Source organism: Streptomyces sp. NBC_01264, assembly GCF_026340675.1.
In the GTDB taxonomy this organism is placed as follows: Bacteria; Actinomycetota; Actinomycetes; order Streptomycetales; family Streptomycetaceae; genus Streptomyces.
The window spans coordinates 117,203-139,523 of the sequence record NZ_JAPEOX010000001.1 but is presented as its reverse complement, the minus strand read 5'-3'; the positions used below and the strand labels follow the sequence as shown (position 1 = coordinate 139,523).

The 22,321-nt window shown below is 68.3% G+C and carries 15 protein-coding genes and 7 pseudogenes; 8 read left to right on the top strand and 14 right to left on the bottom strand.

All coding sequences use genetic code 11. The features are described 5' to 3' along the window. Positions 1-53: 53 nt before the first annotated feature. From OG435_RS00755 to OG435_RS00730, 6 genes and pseudogenes are all read right to left on the bottom strand, one after another. Positions 54-820 (bottom strand): annotated as a pseudogene (locus OG435_RS00755) (IS5 family transposase). Between the two features lie 106 nt (positions 821-926). Then, positions 927-1,451: a hypothetical protein gene (locus OG435_RS00750; protein WP_266874772.1), complete on the bottom strand. Its 525-nt coding sequence runs from the start codon at positions 1,449-1,451 to the stop codon at positions 927-929. A 711-nt stretch (positions 1,452-2,162) separates the two neighbouring features. Continuing rightward, positions 2,163-2,919 (bottom strand): annotated as a pseudogene (locus tag OG435_RS00745) (IS6 family transposase). 387 nt (positions 2,920-3,306) lie between these two features. After that, positions 3,307-3,510: pseudogene (locus tag OG435_RS50595) on the bottom strand (transposase family protein); the annotation flags it as partial. Between the two features lie 116 nt (positions 3,511-3,626). Next, positions 3,627-4,649, bottom strand: coding sequence for a Rieske 2Fe-2S domain-containing protein (locus OG435_RS00735; RefSeq protein WP_266874770.1), 1,023 nt, complete (start codon positions 4,647-4,649; stop codon positions 3,627-3,629). A 130-nt stretch (positions 4,650-4,779) separates the two neighbouring features. Further along, positions 4,780-5,211: pseudogene (locus OG435_RS00730) on the bottom strand (IS6 family transposase); the annotation flags it as partial. A 342-nt stretch (positions 5,212-5,553) separates the two neighbouring features. Between OG435_RS00730 and OG435_RS00725 the strand changes: the two are divergent. The 4 genes and pseudogenes from OG435_RS00725 (at position 5,554) to OG435_RS00710 (ending at position 11,169) form a co-directional block, all read left to right on the top strand. Then, positions 5,554-7,032 carry a hypothetical protein gene (locus tag OG435_RS00725; protein ID WP_266874769.1) on the top strand — a complete coding sequence of 493 codons (1,479 nt, stop codon included), beginning with the start codon at positions 5,554-5,556 and terminating at the stop codon, positions 7,030-7,032. Between the two features lie 566 nt (positions 7,033-7,598). Then, complete coding sequence (locus OG435_RS00720) at positions 7,599-8,075, top strand: hypothetical protein (RefSeq protein WP_266874768.1); 477 nt, start codon at positions 7,599-7,601, stop codon at positions 8,073-8,075. 165 nt (positions 8,076-8,240) lie between these two features. Then, complete coding sequence (locus OG435_RS00715) at positions 8,241-9,914, top strand: alkaline phosphatase D family protein (protein ID WP_266874767.1); 1,674 nt, start codon at positions 8,241-8,243, stop codon at positions 9,912-9,914. A 501-nt stretch (positions 9,915-10,415) separates the two neighbouring features. Continuing rightward, a pseudogene (locus OG435_RS00710) lies at positions 10,416-11,169 on the top strand (IS6 family transposase). 425 nt (positions 11,170-11,594) lie between these two features. On the opposite strand, the gene OG435_RS00705 reads toward OG435_RS00710, so the two are convergent. The 5 genes from OG435_RS00705 to OG435_RS00685 form a co-directional block, all read right to left on the bottom strand. After that, the gene (locus OG435_RS00705; protein ID WP_266874766.1) at positions 11,595-11,948 is read right to left on the bottom strand and encodes a PRC-barrel domain-containing protein; all 354 of its coding nucleotides are present in this window, start codon (positions 11,946-11,948) and stop codon (positions 11,595-11,597) included. A gap of 367 nt (positions 11,949-12,315) precedes the next feature. Next, complete coding sequence (locus OG435_RS00700) at positions 12,316-12,477, bottom strand: hydrophobic protein (RefSeq protein WP_266874765.1); 162 nt, start codon at positions 12,475-12,477, stop codon at positions 12,316-12,318. Between the two features lie 113 nt (positions 12,478-12,590). Next, positions 12,591-12,977, bottom strand: a complete 387-nt coding sequence (locus tag OG435_RS00695) for a TraR/DksA family transcriptional regulator (RefSeq protein ID WP_266874764.1) — start codon at positions 12,975-12,977, stop codon at positions 12,591-12,593. Beyond that, positions 12,974-13,963 (bottom strand): Ku protein, encoded by a 990-nt coding sequence (locus OG435_RS00690; RefSeq protein WP_266874763.1) that lies wholly within the window; start codon positions 13,961-13,963, stop codon positions 12,974-12,976. Before OG435_RS00690 ends, OG435_RS00695 begins: the two co-directional genes overlap by 4 nt. A gap of 130 nt (positions 13,964-14,093) precedes the next feature. Next, positions 14,094-14,927 (bottom strand): ATP-dependent DNA ligase, encoded by an 834-nt coding sequence (locus tag OG435_RS00685; protein WP_323187930.1) that lies wholly within the window; start codon positions 14,925-14,927, stop codon positions 14,094-14,096. Here OG435_RS00685 and OG435_RS50030 point away from each other — a divergent pair. The 3 genes from OG435_RS50030 (at position 14,847) to OG435_RS00675 (ending at position 16,093) form a co-directional block, all read left to right on the top strand. Continuing rightward, a complete protein-coding gene (locus OG435_RS50030) occupies positions 14,847-15,041 on the top strand; it encodes a hypothetical protein (protein WP_323187765.1) in 195 nt (64 codons plus the stop codon). The genes OG435_RS00685 and OG435_RS50030 overlap by 81 nt on opposite strands. Positions 15,042-15,182: 141 nt before the next feature. Further along, complete coding sequence (locus tag OG435_RS00680; RefSeq protein WP_266874762.1) at positions 15,183-15,521, top strand: STAS domain-containing protein; 339 nt, start codon at positions 15,183-15,185, stop codon at positions 15,519-15,521. A gap of 305 nt (positions 15,522-15,826) precedes the next feature. After that, a complete protein-coding gene (locus OG435_RS00675) occupies positions 15,827-16,093 on the top strand; it encodes a hypothetical protein (RefSeq protein ID WP_266874761.1) in 267 nt (88 codons plus the stop codon). 320 nt (positions 16,094-16,413) lie between these two features. On the opposite strand, the gene OG435_RS00670 is transcribed toward OG435_RS00675, so the two are convergent. Together OG435_RS00670 and OG435_RS00665 are read right to left on the bottom strand one after the other, a co-directional pair. After that, the gene (locus OG435_RS00670; protein WP_266881486.1) at positions 16,414-17,442 is read right to left on the bottom strand and encodes a DNA polymerase Y family protein; all 1,029 of its coding nucleotides are present in this window, start codon (positions 17,440-17,442) and stop codon (positions 16,414-16,416) included. Positions 17,443-17,447: 5 nt separating this feature from the next. Beyond that, positions 17,448-18,317 (bottom strand): annotated as a pseudogene (locus OG435_RS00665) (DNA polymerase III subunit alpha); the annotation flags it as partial. 64 nt (positions 18,318-18,381) lie between these two features. On the opposite strand from OG435_RS00665, the gene OG435_RS00660 reads away from it, so the two are divergent. Further along, positions 18,382-19,592, top strand: a protein-coding gene (locus tag OG435_RS00660) for an IS3 family transposase (protein ID WP_266874760.1) whose coding sequence is annotated in 2 segments (ribosomal slippage) — positions 18,382-18,673 and positions 18,673-19,592 — 1,212 coding nt in all. Because the reading frame shifts where the segments join, the coding sequence is not laid out codon by codon here. Between the two features lie 27 nt (positions 19,593-19,619). On the opposite strand, the pseudogene dnaE reads toward OG435_RS00660, so the two are convergent. After that, positions 19,620-22,188: pseudogene (gene dnaE / locus OG435_RS00655) on the bottom strand (DNA polymerase III subunit alpha); the annotation flags it as partial. Positions 22,189-22,321 lie beyond the last annotated feature (133 nt).

The window sequence follows — 22,321 nt, the reverse complement described above, 5'->3', positions numbered from 1 at the left end:
CAAGATCAAGTAACGCCGACGGAATCACGAGACACTAGGGCGTGTCCGCAATGTCAGTTGGGGAGCCATAGCCGTAGGCAGGCAAGGGTGACCAGGGCTTTGTAGTGGCGGGCTCGTTTGTCGTAGCGGGTGGCGAGGGCCTTGTTCTGCTTGAGCCGGTTGAAGCAGCGTTCGACGACGTTGCGGCGCCGGTAGACCGCACGGTCGAAACGGCACAGGCTCTCGCCGCGCCGCATACGCCCGCTGATCTGGTCGACGCGCTCGGGGATCGTGCAGGCGATGCCGCGTCGCCGCAGGTAGGAGCGGATCTTGCGGGACGAGTAGCCCTTGTCGCCGACCACCCGCTCCGGCCGGGTGCGGGGCCGGCCGGGCCCGCACCGTTTGATGCGGATGCGGGCCATGACCGGCTCGAACTGCGTGCAGTCGTTCACGTTCCCGCCGGTGATCGTGAACGCGAGAGGCCGGCCCTGCCCGTCGCAGGAGAGGTGGATTTTCGTGCTCAGTCCGCCGCGGGAGCGTCCGAGTGCTTCGCCGGTCCAGGGCCCCCTTTTCGGGCCCCGGCTGCGTGCTGGTGAGCTCGCACGATCGTCGAGTCGACGCAGACGATCGTCCAGTCGACCTCGCCGATCGCATCCGCGTGCTGCTGGACGTGGGCCAGGAGCCGGTCCCAGGTTCCGTCGGCTGACCAGCGGCGGAACCGTTCATAGACCGTCTTCCACGGCCCATACCGTTCCGGCAGATCCCGCCAGGCCGCACCCGTGGACAGCTTCCACAGGATCCCGTTGAGGACCTGACGCCGGTCTCGCACCGGACGACCCATCCGGGGCGGAGCCAGCAACGGCCCGATGACATCCCAGGCCTGATCAGTCAGTTCATGACGTCGCACAACGAACGGAGTAACGACCGATCGACATTGCGGACACGCCCTAGTTGCAGGTGGCGTGGACGGTGGCCGTTCCGTTCGCGGGGCGGCCCGCGACCTTGACCCAGCCGGAGGTGTTGGTGGTTTCGGTGCACTGGGTGAAGCGGCCGGTGGTGACGTCGGTGTTCATCAGGCGGCGGGCTTCGGCGAGGGCGGCTACGGGGTTGCCGGCTGTTGCGGTGTAGGTCTGGAGGTCGGTGGCAAGGAGTTTGGCCGCGGATCCGACGAATGTACCGGCCCAGGGGTTGGCGGGGTCGCCGTACATCACCTGCACGAGTCGCTGACCTGCCGTCATCCGGAAGCTGACGGTGTTCCAGTCCGGCGTGGAGGTCGCCCTGTTCGTCATCGGCACCAGGTTGCGGGTGACGAGGTCGAGGGCGAAGAAGACCCCTCCATTGCACCCCTGGGGCTCACCGTCCAGCTTGTATGAGGCATAGGCGTTGGTCGTCGGGGTGTCCAGGCGGTAGTCGGCGCGCAGGTTGGTGAGGGCGTAGTGGTCGGGGGTGGTCACCACCTGCCGCGGCTGCACGGCACAGGCTGCCGTCTGGGAAGACGCCGCCTCGGAGGGCGCCGCCTGAGCGGACTGGAGACCAAAGAATCCAACGGCGGCCACGGAAGCCGCGACAGTGGTCAGGGACATGAAAGCGGTACGCACGATCTACCTCTTCTAGCTGCGGAAGGTTCCGCTCGAACGGGAAAAGATGCCGCCGTCCGTAGGGATGGGGCCTACCCGAACCGCGACTTAGTTACCGTGCAGTAGGAATCTTCCGCCAGCCAATCCCGACAGCGACTTTCGGCCACCTGAAGACCGGTCGCCACCTGCGGTGCCCACACCGCCCCGAGCTGCCCCTATCCCGGAATTTACCCCTCCACCTCCGGCCTCCCACTCCTCGCCCGACCACCCCCGGACGGCCATCCGGTTCTACCGCGGCCCGACGTGACGACATGAAGCATCCACCCGCCCACATGGGCATCGACCTGGGAATCCAGGCCGGTAGGGGGCGAAAGAGCCGTGAGTGATGATCGTCTTGCGCCGCAACTTCCCAGCTCCGAACGCCTTGAATCGAACATGGCGATATTTCGTCGGTTTTTCTGCCCGTTCTTCGCTATATGAGCGTCTGTAGCGCCGCGGATGTGGATCTGGCCGTGCCGGGGGTGCTGTCACGTTGTCGGTGGTGTGATCGTTTGATGGCATGTCAGGGCATGTCAGGGCGTGTCGGGGCCTTCCGCGTCCCGCTTCTCAGGCCACGGCGGACATGCCGGCGGACCCGGTGATGTGGTTCCAGATGGTGAAGCGGATGATCATTTCGAGGCGGTGGCGGCCAGCGGTCATGAGATGCTGGTGAGGTCGGAAGTGGGGTGAGATTCCGGTGAAGGCGGCCAGGAACCTTTGCGCTCCGCCCATGCTGCGGAAGCCTTTCATCGCATGTTCGCGCTGCCTCGTCGGCTGGTGGGAGTTCTCCGCCCGGTTGTTCAAACCCTTGTGAGAGCGGTGTTCGACCGAGGACATCACCTCACTGTGTGCAGCCCCGTAGGAGGCGGGCTTGTCGGTGACGATCACCCTCGGGACCTGCCCGGTGGTGGTGGGGAGCCGGCGGAAGAAACACCTGGCCGCAGCCCTGTCACGCCGGTTCTGGACCAGGATGTCCAGGACGTTGCCGTCGGCATCGACGGCCCGCCACAAGTACTTGTGCACCCCGCCGATCCTGATGAACACCTCGTCCAGGTGCCACTTGTCGCCGGGTCGCGGGCGCCGCCGGCGCAGGCTGTTGGCGTAGGTCTGGCCGAACTTCAGACACCACCGGCGGATGCTCTCGCAGGAGACGACCACGCCGCGCTCGAGCATCATCTCCTCCACCTCACGGAAGCCCAGCGGGAAACGGAAGTAAAGCCACACAATGCGCGACGATCTCGGCCGGGTAGCGGTGATTCTTGTACGACGGCACCACAGACGACACGAACGGATCCCCTCCCCAGACGGACAGCCCAAAGATCATCCCAGACCGCCACCGACAACGTGACAGTGCCAGCGTGGCCGCGTCACGGTCCGGGAGCAGGTCCAGCACCTGATGGGTGACCGCGTTCGTGATCACCGTGCCGTAGACATGGCCCCGGCGCAGTGCGAAGTCGTCGACCCCGACCGCCTCCGGGGTGCCGACGGCCGGGTCGGGCAGATCCATCACACGCCGCAGCAGAGTGCTACGGCTCGCGCGGATACCCAGAAGCACGGCCATCCGCGCGCCGGCCCGCCCCGCCAGGGCCAGACCGAGGCCGGCGACCGACGCACGCTGCCGCTCGGTGACCTGACCGTTCCGGCGGGTCAGCCCGTCCGCCTGCTCGACGAACGTCCGCCGCGGACACGCCCCCTGCCCGCAGGCGAACCGGCGCACCCGTAACGACACCACCACCGGCCGTCCGCAACTGGGTAGATCCGACGGAAACCTCAGGTAGGAGCCATGCACGCGCTCCGAGAACGCCCCGCAGCCTGGGCACACGGCACCCGTTGTGGCGAGCTTGGCCTCGATCCGTACCACGGGACCTGACGCCTCGGCATGAACGACCTCTATCTGCGGCACAGTCAGCCACATGGGGCACTGCCCCTACGAGATCCGGACGATCTCCAACCGCCACTGCCCCGAGGAATCCATCACCCAGCGTTACTGACCACAGAACCTGGGCCAGACCCCCAACCACCCCGAAGAAATCAGTCTCCAACGTTTCGCCCATGCTCCGCACACGGTGGCGCGGCAGGGGTAGGGCCGGGGGCGGCTGCGAAGTCCGGGGAGTAGAACTGCTCGTACCAGCGGCGCAGGGTCCTGATGCCCTTCTCGTGCGGGAGCAGGACCGGGCGCGGCTGGTGGATCTTGTGGTCCCAGATCCGCACCTCGTCGCGCACCTCGCCCAGGGCTTCGGCCCGGAAGGCAAGTTTGAGGCAGGGGGTGAGGAAGGGCAGCCGACGCGGTTTGCGGATGTAGTACAGCATCCGCATCTCGCTCGTGCGCTCGTCCACTGGTGTGGTCAGGGCGACGGCGGTGAGTGAGACGACTGGGCCCTGCGTGCGGACCACCATGACTCCCGGGCCGTACATGAAAGCGTCGAAGGAGTTGTCGATGTCGCGGCCGAAGATGCGTCGACTGATGCGGCCGCGCGCTTCGGCGAGGGGGCCGTCGGCCTGCCAGTCCTGGACGAGGGGCTCGCGCTGGCCGTGGATGAACTGGAAGTGGGACTCGTCCACGATGTTCTCGCGCATCTCCTGGATGTGGATGCGCGCCCGGCAGGCGTCGTCGATCGGCTTCGCGAACCGCCGCGACAGGGTTTCCGGTATCTCCGGCACCTCCCAGGCGGGTTCCCCTGGTCCCGCATAGACGAAGACGAGCCCGCTGTGCTCGCGCACAGGGAAGCCGCCGATGGACACCTTCGGTATCCGCGGTGCGAAGGGCGCCTCGACACACCTCCCGTCGGGGCCGAACCTCCACCCGTGGAATGGGCACTGCACCGTGCCGTCGACCAGCTTGCCTCCGACACCAAGGTGTGCGCCGTAGTGGGGGCAGTGCGCATCCCGTACGGCGGCCCGTCCGTCGGCGTCGCGAAAAGCGATCAGGGCCCGTCCGAAGTAGTGGAGGCTGACGACGGCGTCCCGGCGGAGCTCGCCGCTGCGCAGTACCGCGTACCAGCCGTGCGGATAGGCCGGCATCGGGTAGGCGTCGGCTCTCGGGTCGCGGGGCAACGCAGCGACCCTGCCTTTGTCATGTCTGCGACGCATATACATGTCAAGATCCTATGGCAGGGCACCGTCACGTTGTCAGTGGTGTGATCGGTTGATGGCGGGTGGGCTGAGGTCCGGTGGCAGGCATGGTTCAGGCTGCGGCGGGCACGCCGGTGATGTGGTTCCAGATGGTGAAGCGGATCATCATTTCGAGGCGGTACCGGGCGGCGGTCATCAGGTGCCGGTGAGGCCGGAAATGAGGCGAGATCCCGGTGAACGCGGCCAGGAACCGCTGCGCTCCGCCCATGCTGCGGAAGCCTTTCATCGCATGTTCCCGCTGCCTCGTTGGCTGGTGGGAGTTCTCCGCCCGGTTGTTCAAACCCTTGTGCGCACGGTGCTCCACCAAGGGCATCACCTCACGGTGCACCGCCCCCGTACGACTTCAGCTTGTCGGTCACGACCACCCGCGGCACCGTCCCCGTGTCCTTCATCCAGCAGCCTTGTCACGCCGCCCCTGGACCAGGATGTCCAGGACGTTGCCGCTGGCGTCCACAGTTCGCCACAGGTACTTCTGCACCCCGTTAGACCGCCCGGTGGACGCGCTCAGAGCGGCGGTCACGCTCGGGCAGTTCCGTCGGGCTGGGCTCGACTGCCTTGGTGCTGCACACGATGCAGCGCGACGACAGCCGAATCCGGCCACTCGTCCTCGAACGGTGACATGGAGTGTGTGCGCAGGAGGTCCTGGGAGGCCACGATAAGTGCCCTGCTCAGCAGCTCGGATCAGCCCGCGACGGGGCACCGAGGTTGGAGCTGCACTCACCATGCGCGCCGGATGCGGTGCGCAGGACTGGAGGACGGTTTGACCGCGAATTCGTGGAGATGGTGCATCCCTCCCCTTGCCCTCTCCCTCCTCGCCACCGGCGCGGTGGCGACCGCGCCGGTGGCGGTGGCTGCCCAGCAGGCGCTGGCCTGCGTCCCCTTCGGTACCGCGGGACTGGCCGACATGCCGAGCGGCGGAGCCGCCGGGCTCGTTGAACTGTCCGCCGCACCGCTCACGGCTGGTCTACCAGATGACGTGCGCTTCCGGACCACGCATGCGAGTTTCAACAGGATCTGGGCCTTCGCCCTCACTGACGGCCACATCTACGTGAAGCCACGCGATCAGCAGGGTGGATGGAGAGCGGTACCGCTGCCCGACTGTCTCAAGGGCCAGATCGCCGGCATCTCGGTGGACGACGACGAACTGCTTGCTACCGACCGGGCGGGCGCGCTGTACACGATGGACAACGCTCTGACGTCACCTCGGATGTGGAACTGGACCAGCCGGTACGGAACGCCCCTGTGGCTGGGCGGTGGGCACCTGCTGCCGCCGAATACGATCGACTGGTCGTGGTCAGTCATCTCGGCCCGGGAGGACCAGCGCTGGCGCGACGGCTTCGGCAACGACCACCACATCGAACCCGCCAAAGTCAGCCAGGTCTACGCGCTCACCGGCGACGGCAGCAGGATCGTGTATATGGACCCGTGGCTGCCGAACGACCACAGTTACGAGGTCAGGAGTCCGCTGGGAGGCCGCTTCCAGGCCGTGAAACTCTCGGCCAGCGGATCGACTGTCTTCGTGACGAATCGCTTCGGGGACCTGTACACGCGCCAGTACGACTTCGACATGTCCGGTGCCAACACGGTCTTCTTCCGGTACTCGTACGAGGACCAGAGTGGGCTCCCCGCCGCACCGGATCTGCTGTCCGCGCGCATCGACCACCGCTACGCCGCGGTCCAGTTGCCGGCCCATGAGTGGACACGCCAGCCGAAGGTTCCCGGCCGGATAACCGACCGCATCTCCGTACACAAGACCGGGCCCGGCCCGCTGTCACGCCAGCTACGGGTCGAAGGTCTGCAGGACGGCCGGACCGGGTTCTGGAAGAAAGACCTGGCCGCCCCGAGCTGGACGTTCGTGCCCACCGAGCAACCGCTGCAGCGCCCCCTGATGGCCAATCCGCCCGAGGACCGGTCCTCGGACACCCTGGCCCCCGCGGCGCCCCACTCGTACACAGGAGCGGAAGCCGACTACGTGGCGGACGTCGACGGGTTCCATGTGGCTTCGGGTGCGACGCCGCTGACGGTGCGCTTCGCGAGTGGGGCGAGGCTGGAACTGGTCCTGCACACGGTCGACGCACTGCGGCAGATGCCCCGAGCCGCCGGTCTGGACGAAACCCCTCGCGCCTACACCGGAGCCGTCGAGATTCCGCCCGCAGTACGACTGACGCTCCAACAGCAACCCTCAGATGTACGTGAGTTCGTGGCCCGTGAACTCGGCACGCGGCGCTTCACGACCACCGATCTCTTCGTCACCGCGCAGACGATGAGGATCGCGGCGCTGGATCTCTCACTGCACGCCCGATAAGAGCCCGATTGAGATCCCTGGCCGAAGGGTCCGCGGGTCGGGATGCTGAGGTCATGGCTGGTGGCGAGGTGGCCCGTAGGTATTGCCGGGAGTGTGGGGTGTTGCTGCCGTCGACGAAGTCGGCGGCAGCGCTGTTCTGTTCGGGTCGTTGCAGGTCACGGTGGTGGCGAGCCCCGAATCACGCCCGTCGGCGAGTCATGGCCATGCAGCGCGGTGAGAAAACGGTGTGTCCGGTGTGTGGTCGTGCGTGGACGGTGGGGGTGGAGTTCCGTCGGTCTGCGGTGTTCTGTTCGTCGCGGTGCCGGACGCGGGCATGGAGGGAGCGGGCGTCACGGGATTTCCGTCACGGTGACGCCGTAGCCGAACGCCGCAGCTTTCTCTGTCGTCCCGCATGTTCGGTACAGGGTCGAACGGCTGGTCCGGTTGCGCCTCGCGCGCCCCTGGTTCGCGCCTGCCGCCGGGGGAACACTCGCGTCCATTCTGGTGGTGACCTGGGCTGATGTGCTATCTGAGCGGTCGCTGTCGGGTGACTGGTCTGCTCGGGAACCTCAAGGGGTGGAGGCAGCATGTCGGAGCGGGTGGGGAACGTTTCGCGGTCGCGTTACGAGGAGCTCGTGGCCGAGGCGAGGGACCTGGTGGAGCAGGTTGCGAGGGCCCAGTTCGGTCTCGGTGACCGGGCGTTGGAGATCGAGCCGATGCGGCCGGTCGGGGGGTCGGTGGCCAAGGGCGGCGAGGATCTGTTCACGGTCGAGGAGTCGTTGCAGAGGTTCGCCGACGACATAGGGGTGGCGCTGTCGACGGTCGAGGACTGGCGTTGGGTGGCCTCGCGCTGGCCGGCTGGCAAGCGCAGGGCCGGTGTCTCGTTCACGGTCCACAAGATCCTGGCGTGGCACTGTCACGTTATTGAAAATGGCGTGACCACGTCAGGAAACCCGGACGCATTCGAGGTGCTTGACGCGGAAAATCTCTCGCCTGATGATGCGATCCGGGGGCGCTCACCGAAGGATCTACTGACGCGTCCATGCCATGCACCGTTAACGTGACAACGCCACCTCACGTCCCAGTCTCCAGGTGTCCAAGACCAAGGGGAAGCTTCAGCTTGCGGAGCGGGGTCTCGGTCCTGCGTGAGGGACTACGGCTATGGTCCGCCCAGTCCGCGTCATTCGGCGGATGCACCGGGTGGAGCGGCTGCCGCTAACGTCCCGTCCATGATTCAAGATCTTGCTTCCTCCGGCGCCAGTTCGAGCCGCCCCCTGGGCCCCAGGCGCCGTACCGTCGTCCTGGGTGCCGCGACCGCCGCGGCACTCACGCCGTTAGCGGGCCTCAGCACCGCCCCGGCCGCCGAGGCTGCCGCTGGTCCTGCCTTCTTGCACGGCGTTGCCGCCGGGGACCCGCTGCCCGACGGAGTCCTGCTATGGACCCGGGTCACTCCGGATCCGGGCGCGGTCCCCGGCTCCGGACGCGGCTCCGCGGTGACAGTGGGCTGGGAGGTCTCCGCAGATCGCGGGTTCTCCCAGATCGTGGCTGCCGGCACCACGACCGCGAGCGCTGCCACCGACCACACAGTCAAGGTGGACGTGCGCGGCCTGCGCCCGCGTACCCCGTACTGGTACCGGTTCACCGCCGGCACTGCCATTTCGCCCGTCGGCCGGGCACTGACCACCGCCGCAGCCGACACTGCCACCGACAGAGTGCGGTTCGGCGTGGTGTCCTGCGCGAACTGGGAGTCCGGCTACTTCTCGGCCTACCGTCACCTGGCTGGCCGCGCCGACCTGGACGCGATCTTGCACCTGGGCGACTACATCTACGAGTACGGCACGGGGGAGTACCCAGAAGCGCAGAGCGTCGTGCGGCAGCACGAGCCGAAGCATGAGATTGTCTCCCTGGCCGACTACCGGGCACGGCATGGCAAGTACAAGACGGACGCCGATCTCCAGGCGCTGCATGCCGCCCACCCGATCGTGGCGATATGGGACGATCACGAGTTCGCGGACGACGCCTGGGCCGGCGGTGCCGGGAACCACACCCCGGGCACCGAAGGCGACTGGGCGGCCCGGGCTGCCGCTGCCAAGCAGGCGTACTTCGAGTGGATGCCGGTCCGCCCTTCCATCGCGGGCACCGTCTACCGGCGGCTGAGTTTCGGCAGTCTGGCAGATCTGCACCTGCTGGACCTGCGCTCCTTCCGCTCGCAGCAGGCCAAGACGGGCAGCAGCGCAGTGGACGACCCCACCCGCTCGATCACCGGCCGGGCCCAGCTCGACTGGCTCAAGTCCGGACTGGTGTCTTCGAACGCGACCTGGAAGCTGGTCGGCACCTCGGTGATGATCTCGCCGGTGGCCTTCGGCTCGCTGCCCGCAAGGCTGCTGAAGCCGCTGAGGAAGCTGCTCGGCCTGCCGGCCGGCGGCATCGCGGTCAACGTGGACCAGTGGGACGGGTACACGAGCGACCGCAAGGAGCTGTTGCAGCACCTGAGGGACCGAGGCGTCAAAAACACGGTGTTCCTGACCGGGGACATCCACATGGCCTGGGCCAACGACGTGCCCATGGACATGGCAACTTATCCGGCCTCAGGCACCGCGGCCACCGAGTTCGTGGTCACTTCAGTGACCTCCGACAACCTCGACGAGATGCTGGGCGTGCCGGCCGACACCGTCTCGCTAGCCGCCGAATCAGCCGTCAGGGCTGCCAACTGGCATGTAAAGGCGGTGGACATGGACGCCCACGGTTACGGCGTTCTCGACGTGACGGCGCAGCGCACACAGATGGACTACTACGTTCTGTCCGACATGCGCCGCCCGGACGCCACGGCAGCCTGGTCCCACTCCTTCCGGACCCTGAACGGCACACAGAAGCTGGAACCCGCCGAGCAGCCCGTTCTCTGATCTCACACTGGAGCGCACCGAGAGGAGCTGTCACCGGCACTGTCAGGGTGTCGGGGGTGTGATCGTTTGAGCTTGACGCTGTCGGGATCTTGGAGCCGTCGAGGTCAGGTGCCCCAGGGTGCAGGGCTAATTCAAAGTCGATGATCGACTACATCGTCGCTGGTCAGGGACCTGACGGCCAATCAGGCGCGCCGGACCCGTGGGACGCTCGATGACCTGCCGCGATGTCTTATCGAACGCGTGGGCGAACCGGAATTCGGCCGCGGCCGCCTGGACTTTGAATCAGCCCTGGCCCAGGGTGCGCCATGACTTCGGCCGGGGCATCTCGCGCTGGTCGAAGTAGTTCTGGAAGGCAGTCGGTCGGCGAGGCGTGGGGGCTTTCTCGGGCGAAGGTAGTCCGCTGCGGCGCTCTATGTTGACGACGATGGCCGTCAGGACGGCCTTGTCACGTTGTCGGTGGGGGTCTGGGAGGCCTTGTCACGTTGTCGGTGGCGGGGTGGGATGATCTTCGGGCTGTCCGTCTGGGAGGGTCCGTTCGTGTCGTCGAGTGCGCCGTCGTACGCGAACCACCGCTACCCGGTGGAGATCATTTCGCACTGTGTGTGGCTGTATTTCCGTTTCCCGCTCTCCTTGCGTGAGGCGGAGGAGGTGATGCTCGAGCGCGACATCGTCGTCTCCTGCGAAACGGTCCGGCGGTGGTGTCTGAAGTTCGGGCAGACATACGCCAACGCCCTGCGCCGCAGGCCCGCAGCCCGGCGACAAGTGGCACCTCGACCAGGTGTTCATCAAGATCTGCGGGGTCCAGAAGTACCTGTGGTGGGCCGTCGATGCCGACGGGAAACGTCCTCGACATCCTGGTCCAGAACCGGCACGACAAGGCCGCGGCCAGGCGTTTCTTCCGCCGGCTCCTCACCACCACCCGGCAGGTCCCCAGGGCGGTCGTCACGGACAAGCTCCGCTCTTACGGGGCTGCGCACCGGGAGGTGATGCCCGCGGTGGAGCACCGCTCCCACAAGGGCCTGAACAACCGGGCGGAGAACTCGCACCAGCCGACGGGGCAGCGTGAAAGCGCGATGAAAGGATTCCGCAGCGTCGGCGGGGTGCAACGCTTCCTGTCCGCGTTCACCGGGATCTCACCCCACTTCCGCCCCCACGCCATCTGATGAGCGCCGGCCGGTACCGCTTCGAGATGAACGTCCGCTTCACCATCTGGAACCAGATCACCGGCGCCACCGGCCTGCCCGCCACATCCTGAGCACAGGACCAGAACGGGCCCCAGCATGCCCTGACGCACCATCAACCAGCCACACCACCGACAACGTGACAAGGCCCGAGCTTGGGCGGCTGTCCGTAGACGCCGTGGGACCGGTGGAGCACGCCGGATTCGGTGACCAGTACCGTCACCTGTCGGCCAGTCGTCGATTTGCCAAGCCGGAATCCCACCACCGTGGTCGGCATCCGCCCCTACCCCTCCGCTATTGGACTGGGGCTACGACGTTATCGGTGACGTCGGCGCCAGCGTGGGGCGATCGCGGAACCCCGGGAGGATCGCGGTGGGGAGGCCGACGCCCGAGCCCCGGTCGGTTGGCTCTCGGGGTCGAGAGGCGTGACAGCAAGGCGGGGGCGACAGCTGAAGCTGTCGCCCCCGCCCTGGGGTGCCCGTGTCAGTGTCACACCCTCTTACAGGCGGTGCGGGCCGTCGTAGTAGCCGCCGACCTGGCGGTGGTAGTCCGCGTCGCCGAGGTGCTTGTCCTTGTCGAACTCGGGAGCGTTCTTGATCTGCTCCTTGGTCCGGTCGACGTAGACCTTCTCGTCGTTCGCGTCGATCCGGCTGATCGTGCCCGCCGGCAGGAGAACTTCCTTGCCGAAGATCCACGGGCCGGTGTCGACCACGATGTAGGCGGATCCGACCTCGTCCGAGTGCTTGTCGACCTTGCCGATGGAACCGTCGCTCGCCTCGACCTTGTACCCCGTCAGATCGGCACCAGCCGAACGGCCGGCGGTCTCGCGGTAACCCCAAGTGTTCTCAGTCATGCGAAAAACAACTCCTCCGGTCAATGGGAGATGGGGGAATTACTTCCCACCGACTCTCCTTTTTCCGTAATGCATTCAAAGAGGAACTCGCGTTCCGTCCTGACCTCCGCCTGCCCCGCATTTTTTCCCGTACACATCCTGATTCAGGTGCGGGACCGGGGCGGTCGTCGATCGTTGGAGGTGAGCAGGTCCCCTGCTGCGTCACGGCGACCGTCCCGGCACCGTGACTATTACCCCCGATATCCGTTTTCACCCGGTAATCGAGCGATGGAGCCCGGACATGGCAGCATGGCGGTGGCCTGCCCTCCCCGGTCGGGGAGGGCAGGCCACCGCCATGCTGCATCTGAGCTGCGATTCTGTGAGGCAGCTACCAGCGATACCACCGGCCGCTGCTGCCCTTCGGGCGGGCAAGGAATCCGATCAGCCACAGCACGAGAAGCGCGATCGCGACCCACCAAAGGATTTTGATCGCGAAACCCGCACCGGCGAGAACCAGAATCAGCAGAAGAACGAGAAGCAGGGGAACCATATTTATCAACCTCCGAGCACTCATCTGCCCGACCGCCCCTCGAACATGCGCACAAAACTTACCCGTTTCTTATCGGAGCAGGCGGGAAGGCGTGTAGCCCGCTTTTCGGTTCACTACCGTTTGGTGTGGAGACTTCCGGGTCGAGCGCAGTGGACGCAGGTGCTCGCGGCCGGGCGGATCTCCAGGCGTTCGGACGCAATCGTCTCGCCGCAGCTTTCGCACTGCCCGTACTCGCCTCGTTCGAGGCGTTCCAGGGCCCGGTCCAGGTCGTCGAGGTGCTCTCGCGCCCGTGCCATCAGGGCGGCGACGTGGGCGCGTTCGAAGGCGGTGCTGCCGCCCTCGGGGTCGTGTTCGTCATCGACCGCGATCAGCGCGTTCGCTGCGACGATTCCGTCGAAGTCCCGGCTCAGCGCGGCTGCCCGCGCCAGGGTGTCGGCGCGGTCTGCCGCGAGACGTGCGCGGGCGGCCTCGAAATCCTGCGAGCCGGGTGTCCAGGTCATGTGCGGGACAGGGCTTTCACGAGGTCCTCGCGGGTCATGTGCGAGCGGCCGGGAAGGTGTGCGGCGGTGGCCTTCTTGTAGAGGTCGGCCTTGGACAGGCCGTCCAGGTCGTCCTTCTTCGGGGCGGAGCGGATCCGCTTCTTCGCCGCCGGCTTCTTCGCGGCGGTGGCCTTACCAGAGGTAGTGGCCTTGCCGCCGGTGGCCTTGGGGCTCGCGGCCCGCTCGACGCTGGCGCGCAGTGCTTCCATGAGATCGACGGCGCCGGTCGGCTCGGCGGCGGGTTCGGCCTTCTCCACGGTGTCGCCGGCCCTCTTGGCTGCGATGAGGGCGGCGACCTTCTCTTGGAACGTGTCGTGGAAGGCGGCTGGGTCCCAGGCCATGGTCATGGCGCCGATGAGCTGCTCGGCCATCTTCAGCTCCTTGTCCGACGTCCTGGCCTTGCCGGGCAGGCCGTCGATCTCCGCCTTGGGATCTCTGACCTCGTCCGCCCAGTGGAGGGTGTGCAGGGTGAGGAGCCCGTTCTCGGCCTTGAGGGCGACGAGGTACTCGTGCTGGCGCATCACGAAGGTGGCGATGCCCGCCTTGCCGGCCTTGGCGAGGGCCTGTTCGAGGAGGCTGTAGACCTTGTCGAAGCCCTTGCCGCGGGGGCCGAGGTAGTACGTCTTGTCGAAGAAGATCGGGTCCACCTCGGTGAGGTCGACGAACCCGTTGATCTCCAGGGAGCGGGAGCGGCCCGGGGCGATGTCGTCCAGCTCGGCCGGCTCGACCAGGACGTACTCGCCGCCGGTGTCGTAGCCCTTCACGATGTCGTCGAGCTCGACCTCGTTCCCGGTGCGCTCGTTGACGCGGCGGTTGCGGATCCGGTCGGAGGTGCCGCGCTGCAGCTGATGGAAGCGGATCGTGTGGCTGTCGGTCGCCGTGTACAAGCCCACGGGCAGGCTGACCAGCCCGAACGACAGATTCCCGGCCCACACAGGACGCGCCACGTGCCGTCACCTCCTCCAGAGTCCCCCCTCCAGCACAGGGCGCCTACCCGCTCCGCGCCACTCGACCTCTTCGGTGACCCTCGGAGGCCCAGGTGTCACCAGCCGGAGACGAGGACGTCCAGGCCACGGTTCAGACCCGCCCTCGTGCAGCCCCCGGCCGGGCTCCGCTGAACTGGGGCACGTCCTCAATGGCCGCGTCCAAGCGCAGGCGCGCGTACCGGATCGGGTGGCGGTAGACACCGCCGCGGTCGACGGAGGTGTCAGCGCTGATCTCCGCTACGAGCTCGGGCTCGACCAGCGTGGTGTCGAGGACGTCGCGGGTGCCCCAGGCCGACGAGAAGCTCGCACCGGTCCACGGATGACCGGAACCGGCCGGGATGAGGTGCGCGGCGAGCTCGCGGGCAGCGGCCGGGCTCAGCAGCACGGTGCGGCCGACGGGGCGGAGGCGGCCGGTCTCGTCGTGGCGGCCGAGGAGAAGGAGTTGGGGGTGGACCATGGTGCCGGTGATGGCGCCGATGACTGCCTCGGTGGTGTTCCTGCGTCTGACCTTGGTCCAGCCGCGGACGCCGGGCCGGTAGCTCTGGCTGAGGTTCTTCAGGACGATGCCCTCGACGCCGGGAACCGACGTCCAGTGCTCCATCCAGTCCGTGGCCGTGGCCGGGTCGGTAGTCATCGGGCACAGCGTCCAGGGGGTGGTCAGTGCCCGGGATGCGAACAGGACCTCCAGGCGGCGTCGGCGCTCCCGGTACGGGAGGGCGAGCAGTACCGTGCCGTCGATCTGCAGGGCGTCGAAGGCGATGAAGAAGGCCGGGGTCTTCGCGGCGAGCGCGGCTGCGGTGCGGCCGCGGGCGGCGGCCCGGCGCTGGAGGGCTTCGAAGGACAGGTGGCCGGCGGCGGTGTCCCAGACGACGAGCTCGCCGTCGAGGACCAGGCTGTCGGGGAGCTGGGCGGCGGCCGCCGTCAGGTCGCGGAACCGGTCCTGGACCAGGGAGCCGCGCCTGCTCTGCAGCAGCAGCCGGCCTCCGGGTCCTGCGGGGTGAAGAGGATCGCCCGGTGGCCGTCGTACTTCTGCTCATAGGCAACCCCCGCCGCCAGTAGGTGCGCGGGCGGGATCGCTTCGGCGGCCTGCGCAAGCATCGGCTCTACCGGAGGGTGCAGTGTCACACCGGCCTCCGTTTCGGGTGTCCCCCGTCTCCCAGCCTGCACCATCATGGGCGGCATGGAAGATCGAGAAAGACCTGAGCCGGACGTCAGGGTGGACGAAGAGGGCCAACGCTGCGTTGTGCACGTCGGTGGCGAGATGGACATCGACCGGGCCCCGATGCTGCACCGTGTCCTGGACACGGTGATCACCCAGCCCGGCGGGCCGGACGAGATCGTCATCGACCTGGCCGACCTGTCCTTCTGCGACTCCTCCGGCCTCAACGTCCTCATCGCCGCCCGCCAGACCGCAACCGACCACGGCCGCCACATCAGCCTGCGTCACCCGCAGCCCCAGATCCTGCGGCTGCTGGAAATGACCGGCGCCGACACCCTCTTCCCCATCACCGGCACCTGACGAAGGGCGGGTCATGACCAACCGGGAGGGCCGCCGTCACCATCGCTCCGGGCCCGGCACCATCAGCCTCTCCCGCCGGGTCACGAGGCCTTCCAGGTCGTGCAGAACTCGCCGAAGGCCGGTTCGTTGATCACTCGGACAAGGCGTGACGGACGAGCCAGCAGGAGGACAGGCATGAGCAGTGGTACCGCCGTGGAAGACAGTGTGTTCAAGGCGTTCCAGGAGCTGAAGACGCGGAAGGTGAACACGGTCTTCTACCGGCTCAGCGATGACCTGAGCGCGATCGTTCCCGACTCCAGCGGAACGTGGACGCACGACGACTCCTGGAGAACCTTCCCGCAGACGAGCCCCGGTTCGTGGCGTACGACTTCACCTTCACCAAGGCCGAAGGCGAGGGCAAGCGGATCAAGATCGCACTGATCTCCTGGTGCCCTGAGGGCACCAAGATCAAGCTGAAGATGGTGCACTCCTCCAGCTACACCCTGAAGAACCAGCTCGACGGCGTCGGGATCTACGTACAGGCCACCGACCTGTCGGACGTGGAGTACGACGAGCTCCTCTCCCGGGCCTGACGCGGGCCGCGAGTTGCCGCGCCGCCGGGCGCCGGCGGTTGACCACTCGGGATGGCCTCCTTCACCGCCGCTCCGCGCCTGGCACCACCAGCCTCCCCCGCCGCCGCCGGGGCGGCGGAACAGGTACGGCCACATCCCGCGTCAAGATCCCGAGTGCGCCGGCTTCTGCTGGGCCGCGAACACCAGGACTCGGCACTCCTGGCAGAGCGGGTTCCCCCCGATTCCGTATCTCGCGCATGTTCTCTGGCAGCGCCGGCATGGTCCGGCCTGGTCGGGATTCCAAGTCGCGATTCCCGGGCGCGGCGCAGGGGCGGGGGTGGTCATGAGCGGGGTCCTCTCGTGGGTGGTGCGCCCGGCCGTCGGCCGCTCGTGGCGGCGAGAGCGGCGGGGCGGATGGTGCCGTGCCCGTAGCGGGCGCGGGCGCGGTCGGTGACTGCCTCGAGCGCGCGGGCGCGGTCGTCGGCGGGGTCCAGGGTGAGCTGCTCCGCGGCCTCGGTTTCGGGCCGGAGGTCTTGTGCGCGCAGGCTGATGGAGCGGACGCGGGCGCGCTGGAGTGCGAGGAGGCCGTACAGCTCGTAGGCGGTGGTGGCGAGCGGTCGGGTGTGGGCGGTGGGTTCGGGCAGCGTACGGCTGCGCGAGCTCGTGGAGCGGTCGGCGTACCGGACGGACAGGGCGAGGTTCCCGGTGGCCTGGTGTTCGTCGCGGAGCCGGGCTCCGAGTTCCTCGGCGAGCTCCAGCAGACTCCTGCGGTGCTCCACGGGGTCCAGGACGTCCATGTCGTAGCTCCGCTCCGCGCCCACCGACTTGGCGACCGGCTGGGGCTGGACGGTGCGCAGGTCGTGGCCGTGGGCGTGGGCGTGGAGGGAGCGGCCGGTGGCGGCGCCGAAGATCCGGGTCAGCGCGGGCAGGGGTGCGTCGGCGAGGTCGCCGATGGTGTGCAGACCGTACGTACGCAGCTTGGCCGCGGTGGCGGGGCCGACGCCGTAGAGGGCCGCGACCGGGCGCGGCCGCAGCCACGTCCGGACCTCGTCGGCCTCGATGACGGTGGTGGCGCCGGGCGGGGTCACGGCGGCCGCCATCGTCGCCAGCATCCGGGTCGGGGCGATCGCGCACGTGCTCTGCACCCCGTACAGGGCCATGGTCCGCATCCGCAGAAGCGCAGCCAGGCCCGCCGCATCGCGCTGCCAGTAGCGTAGCGAGCCGGTGATATCGAGGTGCGCGGCGTCCGGCGGGATTGCCTGGACCCGCGGGGTGAGCCCCTCAGCGAGCGCGAGGAGGCGCTCAAACAGGTCTGGTCGCGCGCCCTGGGGCAAATGGAAGTGAGCGTGGAGGATCCGGCGTTCGGTCATGGTGCTCACCCGGCCGATCCGGGGCTGGTGTAGCCGAGGGCTTTGAGGTCGGCGGCGCGGGTGCCAGCGGGCTGGAGGTCTGCGTATGGGTGCAGGCGGGCTCCGCTGGTCCCGTTGGCGAGGCTCCGCGACGGCTGCGCTGGCGTGCGGGCGGGCGTGGTCTGGCCGAGGAGGGCGAGGACGGCTTCGGGTCCGTGGTCGCGGCGGGCGGCGGAGAGCTCGTCGAGGTTCCAGACCATCTGGCCGACGACGGTGCGTCGCGGTCCGCGGGCCTCGACGGTGCCGCGAACCAGGAGGAGTCCGCAGTGGAAGACCGTGTGGGCGACGGCGTCGTGGCTGTCGTCGAAGAACGCGATGTCGACGAGCCCGAAGCCGTCCTCGAGCGTGACGAAGATGACGCGCTTCCCAGAAGGGATCGGGGGTGTCTGGGTGGAGGCGCGGACGCCGGCGACGAGCACTTGCTGCCCGGGGTGCAGCGATTTGAGGTGGGCGGAGTCGGTGGCGCCGACCTCGCGGAGCAGCCGGTGGTGGTGCTCCATCAGGTGCTGGGACACGTCGATCTTCAGGATGTGCAGCTCGGCGTCCAGCGTCTCCCGGCTGGTCATCTCCGGAAGCCCCGACGGCGCGGCGGTGACGAGCTCGCCGTCGAGAGGCAGTTGCCCGGTGGCGGGCCGGGCCAGGGTGTGGCGGTGGAGCTCGGCGGTCTGCAGGAGCAGGTCGCGGCGGGTGAGCGGGCCGCGCAGCGGGTCGAGGGCGCCGATCTGGATGAGGCGCTCGGCGATCGGCAGTGCCGGGCGAGCGCGCGTCCAGACGTCTTGGACACCGTTGTACGGCTGCCCGGCGGCGATCCGGGCGACCTGCTCCTCGGAGGGACCTTGACCCCAGGTTTTGGACACCGGAGACACTTGGATCTTGATGGTCCAGGAGAACGGAGTCCCTGTGGGGATGAAGCACTATCCCGCCGAGTTCAAGGCGGACGCGGTCGCGTTGTACCGGTCGAGGCCGGGAGCGACGATCAAGTCGGTCGCCGCTGATCTCGGGGTGAACACCGAGACGCTGAGGAACTGGATCCGGGCCGCCGACGGCCGCCGACCTGGCGCCCACTCCGCACCGCCGGCCGCCTCGCAGGCCGTCGGCGACGCCGTTCAGGCGGAGCTGGCCGCCGCCCGCAAGAGGATCCGCGAGCTCGAGGAAGAACGGGACATTCTCCGCAAGGCGGCCCGGTATTTCGCGACGGAGACGCGCTGGTGAACCGCTACCAGTTCGTTGACGATCACCAGCGCCGTCACGGCGTGAAGCGGCTCTGCGACATCCTCGGCCTGGCCCGGTCGAGCTTTTACTACTGGCGTCGCACCGCGGCCGCGAGAGCGGCCAGGCAGAGCGTCGAGGCCGGGCTCGCGGCCCGGATACGCAAGATCCACCAGGACTCCGACGGCACCTACGGAGCCCCCAGAATCACCGCGGAACTCCGCGACGAGGAGGGTCCGGTGGTCAACCACAAGCGGGTCGCCAGGATCATGCGGACCATCGGGCTCGAGGGAGTCCGGTTGCGCCGCCGGCACCGCACCACCGTCGCGGACCAAGCCGCGTCGAAGGCACCGGACCTGATCGGACGCGACTTCACCGCAGCCGACGTCAACAGAAAATACGTCGGCGACATCACATACCTGCCGGTCAGCGGCGCGAAGCCGCTCTACCTCGCGACCGTCATCGACTTGTGCTCGCGCCGGCTGGCCGGGTGGGCGATCGCCGATCACATGCGAACCGAACTCGTCATCGACGCCCTGGCGGCAGCCGAGCGGACCCGTGGAAACCTGGCCGGAGCGATCATGCACACGGACCACGGATCCCAATATTCGAGCAGGGCCTTCGCTGAAATCTGCAGGTCAGCCGGGGTCCGGCAGAGCATGGGCGCGATCGGATCCAGCGCCGACAACGCAGCCGCAGAAAGCTTCAACGCCGCCTTCAAGAGGGAGACACTCAAAGGCCGCAAAGCCTGGTCGAGCGAGCGCGAGGCCAGGCTGGACGCGTTCCGCTGGCTGACCCGATACAACACCCGCCGCCGACACTCCCGCCTCGGCTACCGGTCCCCGATCGCCTACGAGAACGACCTCCAGCCAGCTGCAACTACCCTGACCCAAGCCGCATAGACGTGTTCAAAATCCGGGGTCAAGGCCCGAGATCCCCTTCACCGAGGCCAGCGACATCCGCACCGCCCACGCGCCGGTCTCGGTCTGCTCGATGCGGTAGTCAGGTGCGGATCGGTTGATGTCGATAGGCAGGACGGGCACGCCGTGGCGACGGGCGTCGGAGACGATCACCCGGGCCGGCCACATCCCGGGGTCGTGCTCCAGCAGCCCGGCATAGAGGGCCGCGGGGTGGTGGGCCTTGAGCCAGGCCGACTGGAGGGCGGGCACGGCGAAGGCGACGGCGTGCGCGCGGCAGAACCCGTACGCGCCGAACGCCGCGACGATCTCCCACACCTCCTCCAGGACCGCGGGGGAGTACCCGCGGTCGCCGGCTTCGCGGCGGAACCAGCCCTCGACCCTGGGCAGCCGTTCGGGGTCGGCGAGGGCGCGGCGGGCAACTTCGCCGAGGGCGCGGTCGCAGCCGGTCATCACCGCGAAGATGCCGATGATCTGCTCGTGCCAGATGGTCACGCCGTAGGTGTCGGCGAGTACCGGTTCGAGGTCGGGGTGGGGGTAGTGGGGTGCGGCGCCGTGGCGGGCGGCGATGTAGAGGGCGGGCATGCCGCCCTTGACCGGGCCCGGACGGAACAGGCTGATGTCGGCAATGACGTCCTGGACGCCGCGCGGCTGGAGCCGGCCGACTAGGTCTTGCTGGCCGGGGGACTCCAGCTGGAACATGCCCACGGTGTCGCTGGCGCAGATGAGAGCGAAGGCTCCGCGGTCGTCCAGAGGTACGTGGTCGGGGTTGTCGAGGTCGAGCTGGCGGCCGGTGGTGCGGCGGATCTCGGTGACGGCGTGCGCCATCGCCGACTGCATGCGCACGCCGAGCACGTCGAGTTTCACGAGCCCGAGGTCTTCGACGTCGTGCTTGTCGGCTTGGACCATTGGGTACTGCCCGGCCGGGGTGGGCTGCACCGGCAGCCGGTCCAGGAGCGAGGAGTTGGAGATGATGACGCCGCACGGGTGCATGGCGTAGCCGCGCGGCAGGGCATCGAGACCCTCGGCAAGCTCCCACAGCGGGCCGTACGAGCCGGCCTCGGCGGACAGCTTCTTCAGCTCGGGGAGCTCGGCGAGGGCGCCGCGGATGTCGCAGGCCCGGATGTGCGGGAACGACTTCGCGACCATGTCGACGGCCTGCGGGGCCAGACCGAGCGCGAGGCCGGTGTCGCGCAGGGCGTGGCGGGCCCGGTAGGTCTCCGGCAACCCGCTCCGCGCCGAAGCGCTCGATGATCCGGTCGTACACCTCCAGCCGGCGCGCGGACTCGACGTCGAGGTCGATGTCCGGCATCGAGGACCGGCGAACGGAGAGGAAGCGCTCGAAGAGCAGGTTGTGGGTGAGCGGGTTCGCGGTGGCCACGAAGAGACTGTGGTTGACCATCGAGCCGGCCCCGGACCCACGGGCCGCGACCCGAATGCCCATCGCTCGGATGTCCGTGACGACCTGGGCGACCGCCAAAAAGTACGGCTCGAACCCGAGCTGGCCGATGACGCCGAGCTCGTACTCCAGCTGGCCGACAGCCCGCCGGTCACTGTCGAGGCCGCGCGCGAACATGCCGGCCTCACACCGGCGCCTCAGCAGCTCCATCGCCCCGCCCGGTGTCGCGGCGGCGCCTACGACCGTGGGCTCAGGAAAGTGAGGCCGGCCCATACCGAGGTCGGCACGAGGGTCCACGACGCACGCCTCCGCTGTCCGGGCCGTCTCGGCCAGGAGCGCGGCGGCGCGGCCGCTGCCTGCTCCCGCAGCTTCAGCGATCTGCTCGGCGGCCTCCGCCAATGCGGCCGGTCCCTTCAGCCAGCGCTCGCCGCAGTCGAGGCGGCGCCGGTCGATCGGACGCAGCAGCCGGGCTGAGTCCAGGACGTCGGCGATCTTGTGCTGGCCGGCGTCGGCGTAGCGGACCGCGTTGGTCAGGACCGCCGGGATGCCGAGCTGGTCGGCGAGGCCGATCGTGCGGGCGGCCAGCCGCAGCGAACCCGGCCCCGTACCGGACAGCCCCCACGACACCGCCTCCAGCCGCAGACCAGCGCCGACCAGCTCGCGCCAGGGCGCGATCAGCTGCTCGGCGAGGTCCGGCCGCCCGGCCGTCAACGCGCGCACCGGTTCGGACGACGGCCCCAGCATCACTGTCAGGCCCTTGTCCGCGTACGTGGCGAGGGTCTCCCAGGGCACCACTGGCGGGCCGCCAGCCGCACCTGCATGCGCGGCGGAGACCAGACGGCACAGCCGCGCCCACCCCGCGGCGTGCTGCGCCAGCAGCGTCACCCGTAGCTTCGGCTCCACCACGTGAGCGCCACCGCGATCCGGAGTCCGGGGGCGGGTGGCGGCTGGGTGCGGCGGTGTCCAGGGTGCGACTGCGACGTCGACACCAAAGATCGGTCGGATGCCGGCGGCTGCGGCGGCCTTGGCGAAGCGGACAGTGCCAGCGACGGTGTCCCGGTCGGTGAGCGCGAGCATGCCGATCTCGCGCTCGGCGGCACGTCGCACCAGGTCAACAGGGTGTGAGGCGCCGTAGCGGGCCGAGTAGCCGCTGGCGACGTGCAGGTGGACGCCACAGTCCATGGGGCACCTCCAGCCGTCGCCTGTTTCAGCCGACCTGGCCGAATCTCTTCTGCCAACGTAACGAACACATATTCGAACAAGCCAGTTGGTTGGTCCATCGGCGGCGAGTTGTGACTTAGCGCTGTACTTGGCC

Bases quoted from the DNA above. Each gene is read 5' to 3' on its own strand.
- OG435_RS00700 (WP_266874765.1), bottom strand. From the start codon at position 12,477: ATGGTTCCCCTGCTTCTCGTTCTTCTGCTGATTCTGGTTCTCGCCGGT.
- OG435_RS00705 (WP_266874766.1), bottom strand. From the start codon at position 11,948: ATGACTGAGAACACTTGGGGTTACCGCGAGACCGCCGGCCGTTCGGCT.
- OG435_RS00680 (WP_266874762.1), top strand. From the start codon at position 15,183: ATGGAAGATCGAGAAAGACCTGAGCCGGACGTCAGGGTGGACGAAGAG.
- OG435_RS00670 (WP_266881486.1), bottom strand. From the start codon at position 17,442: ATGACCGAACGCCGGATCCTCCACGCTCACTTCCATTTGCCCCAGGGC.
- OG435_RS00720 (WP_266874768.1), top strand. From the start codon at position 7,599: ATGTCGGAGCGGGTGGGGAACGTTTCGCGGTCGCGTTACGAGGAGCTC.
- OG435_RS00715 (WP_266874767.1), top strand. From the start codon at position 8,241: ATGATTCAAGATCTTGCTTCCTCCGGCGCCAGTTCGAGCCGCCCCCTG.
- OG435_RS00695 (WP_266874764.1), bottom strand. From the start codon at position 12,977: ATGACCTGGACACCCGGCTCGCAGGATTTCGAGGCCGCCCGCGCACGT.